This is a genomic window from Bradyrhizobium sp., assembly GCF_049691595.1.
Lineage (GTDB): Bacteria > Pseudomonadota > Alphaproteobacteria > Rhizobiales > Xanthobacteraceae > Bradyrhizobium.
Genome location: NZ_JBAVNZ010000486.1, coordinates 1 through 3,294, shown reverse-complemented (window position 1 = coordinate 3,294; position 3,294 = coordinate 1). Strand labels below are relative to the sequence as shown.

4 protein-coding genes and 1 pseudogene are annotated in these 3,294 nt (G+C 63.9%); all 5 read right to left on the bottom strand.

The window, feature by feature from the left end:
* On the bottom strand, positions 1-728 hold a 728-nt coding region (locus tag WCE35_RS20235; RefSeq protein WP_424595094.1), incomplete at its 3' end, for a 3-hydroxybutyryl-CoA dehydrogenase.
* Between the two features lie 101 nt (positions 729-829).
* Positions 830-1,774 carry an electron transfer flavoprotein subunit alpha/FixB family protein gene (locus WCE35_RS20230; protein ID WP_424595093.1) on the bottom strand — a complete coding sequence of 315 codons (945 nt, stop codon included), beginning with the start codon at positions 1,772-1,774 and terminating at the stop codon, positions 830-832.
* A complete protein-coding gene (locus WCE35_RS20225; RefSeq protein WP_424595092.1) occupies positions 1,774-2,523 on the bottom strand; it encodes an electron transfer flavoprotein subunit beta/FixA family protein in 750 nt (249 codons plus the stop codon). Before WCE35_RS20225 ends, WCE35_RS20230 begins: the two co-directional genes overlap by 1 nt.
* A gap of 111 nt (positions 2,524-2,634) precedes the next feature.
* Entirely contained in the window at positions 2,635-3,207 is a 573-nt protein-coding gene (locus WCE35_RS20220; protein ID WP_424595091.1) for a cob(I)yrinic acid a,c-diamide adenosyltransferase, read from the bottom strand.
* A 12-nt stretch (positions 3,208-3,219) separates the two neighbouring features.
* Positions 3,220-3,294 (bottom strand): annotated as a pseudogene (locus WCE35_RS20215) (twin transmembrane helix small protein); the annotation flags it as partial.

The following is a 3,294-nucleotide window of genomic DNA, read 5'->3' as shown; positions in this document are numbered from 1 at the left end:
AGACAGGTATCGAGGCCGATGAAGTCGGCGAGTTCCAGCGGCCCCATCGGATGATGCGCCCCGAGCTTCATCGCGGCGTCGATCGCCTCGACATTGCCGACGCCCTCATAGAGCGTGTAGATCGCCTCGTTGATCATCGGCAGCAGGATACGGTTGACGATGAAGGCCGGAAAATCCTCGGAGACCGCGATCTGCTTGCCGAGCCGGGTGACGAAATCCTTGGCGGTTTCGAAGGTGGCGTCGTCGGTGGCGATGCCGCGGATCAGTTCGACCAGTTCCATCAGCGGCACCGGATTCATGAAGTGAATGCCGATGAAGCGCTCGGGACGATCGGTGGAGGCGGCGAGCCGGGTGATCGAGATCGAGGAGGTGTTGGAAGCGACGATCGCCTCGGGCTTCAGCACCGCGCAGACGTCCTGAAAGATCTTGCGCTTGATCTCTTCCTTTTCGACCGCGGTCTCGATCACGAGATCGCAGCCCGACAAGCCGTCGATGGTCTCCGCGGGCACGATCCGGCCCAGCGCCTGATTGCGCGCATCCTCGGTGATGACCTTCCTGGCGACCTGGCGCGACAGGTTGCCGTTGATGGTCGCCATCGCCGATTTCAGCCGGTCGGCGGACAAATCGTTGAGCACCACGTCGAAACCGGCGAGTGCCGCGACATGCGCGATGCCGTTGCCCATCTGGCCCGAGCCGATCACGCCGACTTTCCTGATTGTCACCGCCATCTTGTCATCCACCGGAACGGCGCGCCCATCGCGCCTGCCCATACTCTTGAACCAAACAACCCCGGCCGGACTTCCCTGATCCGGCCGCTATCTCGATCATGCTATTTTCCGAGCTTGCCGAGCGCCTCGGTCAGCTCCGGCACCGCCTGGTAGAGGTCGGCGACCAGGCCATAATCGGCGACCTGGAAGATCGGCGCGTCCTCATCCTTGTTGATGGCGACGATCACCTTGGAATCCTTCATGCCGGCAAGATGCTGGATCGCGCCGGAGATGCCGATCGCGACATACAATTCCGGCGCCACCACCTTGCCGGTCTGCCCGACCTGCCAGTCGTTCGGCGCATAGCCGGCATCGACCGCGGCGCGCGAGGCGCCGACGCCGGCGCCGAGCTTGTCGGCGAGCGGCTCGATATATTTGGCAAAGTTCTCGCGGCTCTGCATGGCGCGGCCGCCGGAGACGATGATCTTCGCCGAGGTCAGTTCGGGACGATCGCTCTTGGCGACTTCCTCGCCGACAAAGCTGGAGAGGCCGGGATCGGCGGCGGAGGCGGCATTTTCCACCGGCGCGCTGCCGCCTTCGCCGGCCGCGGCAAAGGTCGAGGTCCGCACCGTGATCACCTTCTTGGCGTCCCTGGACTTCACGGTCTGGATCGCGTTGCCGGCATAGATCGGCCGCTCGAAGGTGTCGGGCGAAATCACCTTGATGATCTCCGACACCTGCATCACATCGAGCAGGGCGGCGAGGCGCGGCATCACGTTCTTGAAGCGCGAGGTCGCGGGCGCGACAAAGGCGTCATAGGCTGGCGCCAGCGCGACGATCAGGGCCGCCAAGGGCTCGGCGAGGTCGTGGGCATAGGCCGGACCGTCCGCGAGCAGCACCTTCTTGACGCCGGCGAGCCTGGCCGCGGCGTCGGCCGCGGCCCTGGCATTTTCGCCGGCGACCAGCACATGCACGTCGGCGCCGAGCGCGGCAGCGGCGGTCAGCGCCTTGCCGGTGGCATCCTTGATCGACTTGTTGTCGTGTTCGGCAATCAACAGCGTGGTCATCAGAGAACCCCGGCTTCGGTCTTGAGTTTCGAGACCAGTTCAGTAACGTCCTTGACCTTGACGCCGCCCTTGCGGCCCGGCGGTTCCGATGTCTTGAGCACCTCGAGATGCGGCGTCAGATCGATGCCGTAATCGGCCGCGCTCTTGTCGTCGATCGGCTTCTTTTTCGCCTTCATGATATTGGGCAAGCTCGCATACCGCGGCTCGTTCAGCCGCAAGTCCGTAGTTACGATCGCCGGGCCCTTCAGTTTCAAGGTCTGCAGGCCGCCATCGACCTCGCGCGTCACCTTGAAGTCCGAACCCTCGACTTCGAGCTTGGAGGCAAAGGTCGCCTGCGACCATCCGAGCAGCGCCGCCAGCATCTGGCCGGTCTGGTTGGAATCGTCGTCGATCGCCTGCTTGCCGAGAATGACAAGGCCGGGCTTTTCCTGGTCGACCACGGCCTTGAGAATCTTCGCGACCGCCAGCGGCTCCACATGGCCGTCGGCCTTGACCAAAATGCCGCGGTCGGCGCCCATCGCAAGGGCGGTGCGGATGGTCTCGGACGCCTGCGCCGGGCCGATCGACACCACCACCACCTCGGTCGCCTTGCCGGCCTCTTTCAGCCGCAGCGCTTCCTCGACAGCGATTTCGTCGAACGGATTCATCGACATCTTGACGTTGGCGAGTTCAACGCCCGATCCGTCGCTCTTGACGCGAACCTTGACGTTGTAGTCGACGACCCGCTTTACCGGCACCAGAACCTTCATCGATCCTCTTTCGCTTGAATTCCGGAATTTGGTTGGCTTGGGCGCGGAACCTAAAGGTCCCGCTATCGGCGGTCAACGCGCGAAAGCCAAATTCGCCCCGGATACGGGACTTTAACGGTTCTGGCCGGGCACCCACAACACGTCCCCGGCACCATTGTCGTTTTGGGAACGGCTGGCGACAAAAAGGAAGTCCGACAGGCGGTTCATATACTGGATGGCAGGGTCGCTGACCGGCTCCCCGGGTTTGGCGGCGAGCTCCACCATCATCCGTTCCGCCCTGCGGCATATGGTGCGGGCGAGATGCAGATAGGCCGCCGCCGGCGTGCCGCCCGGCAGTACGAAGGAGGTCAGCGGCGAAAGCCGGGCGTTCAAGCCATCGATGTCGCGCTCGAGCCGCTCGACCTGGCTCGACAATACCCGCAGGCGTTCCGACTTGCCCTCGCGCTGGGGCACCGCGAGATCGGCGCCGAGATCGAACAGATCGTTCTGGATGCGGCCGAGCATCGCATCGAGTTCGGCGGCGCCGGCCAGATGCAGCCGCACCACGCCGATCGCGGCGTTGGTCTCGTCGACGGTTCCATAGGCGCCGATGCGCAGATCGTATTTCGGGCGGCGCTCGCCACTGCCGAGCGCCGTGGTGCCGTCATCGCCGGTTCGCGTATAGATGCGATTGAGCACGACCATGGTCTGTTCCTTTTAGCGGCCCATCGTCCACACCGCGAGCATGGTGATGACGATGGCGACGAATTGCAACAATACCCTGAGCCGCAT

Coding starts and splice junctions, on each gene's coding strand:
- WCE35_RS20220 (WP_424595091.1), bottom strand. CDS start 3,207: ATGGTCGTGCTCAATCGCATCTATACGCGAACCGGCGATGACGGCACC.
- WCE35_RS20230 (WP_424595093.1), bottom strand. CDS start 1,774: ATGACCACGCTGTTGATTGCCGAACACGACAACAAGTCGATCAAGGAT.
- WCE35_RS20225 (WP_424595092.1), bottom strand. CDS start 2,523: ATGAAGGTTCTGGTGCCGGTAAAGCGGGTCGTCGACTACAACGTCAAG.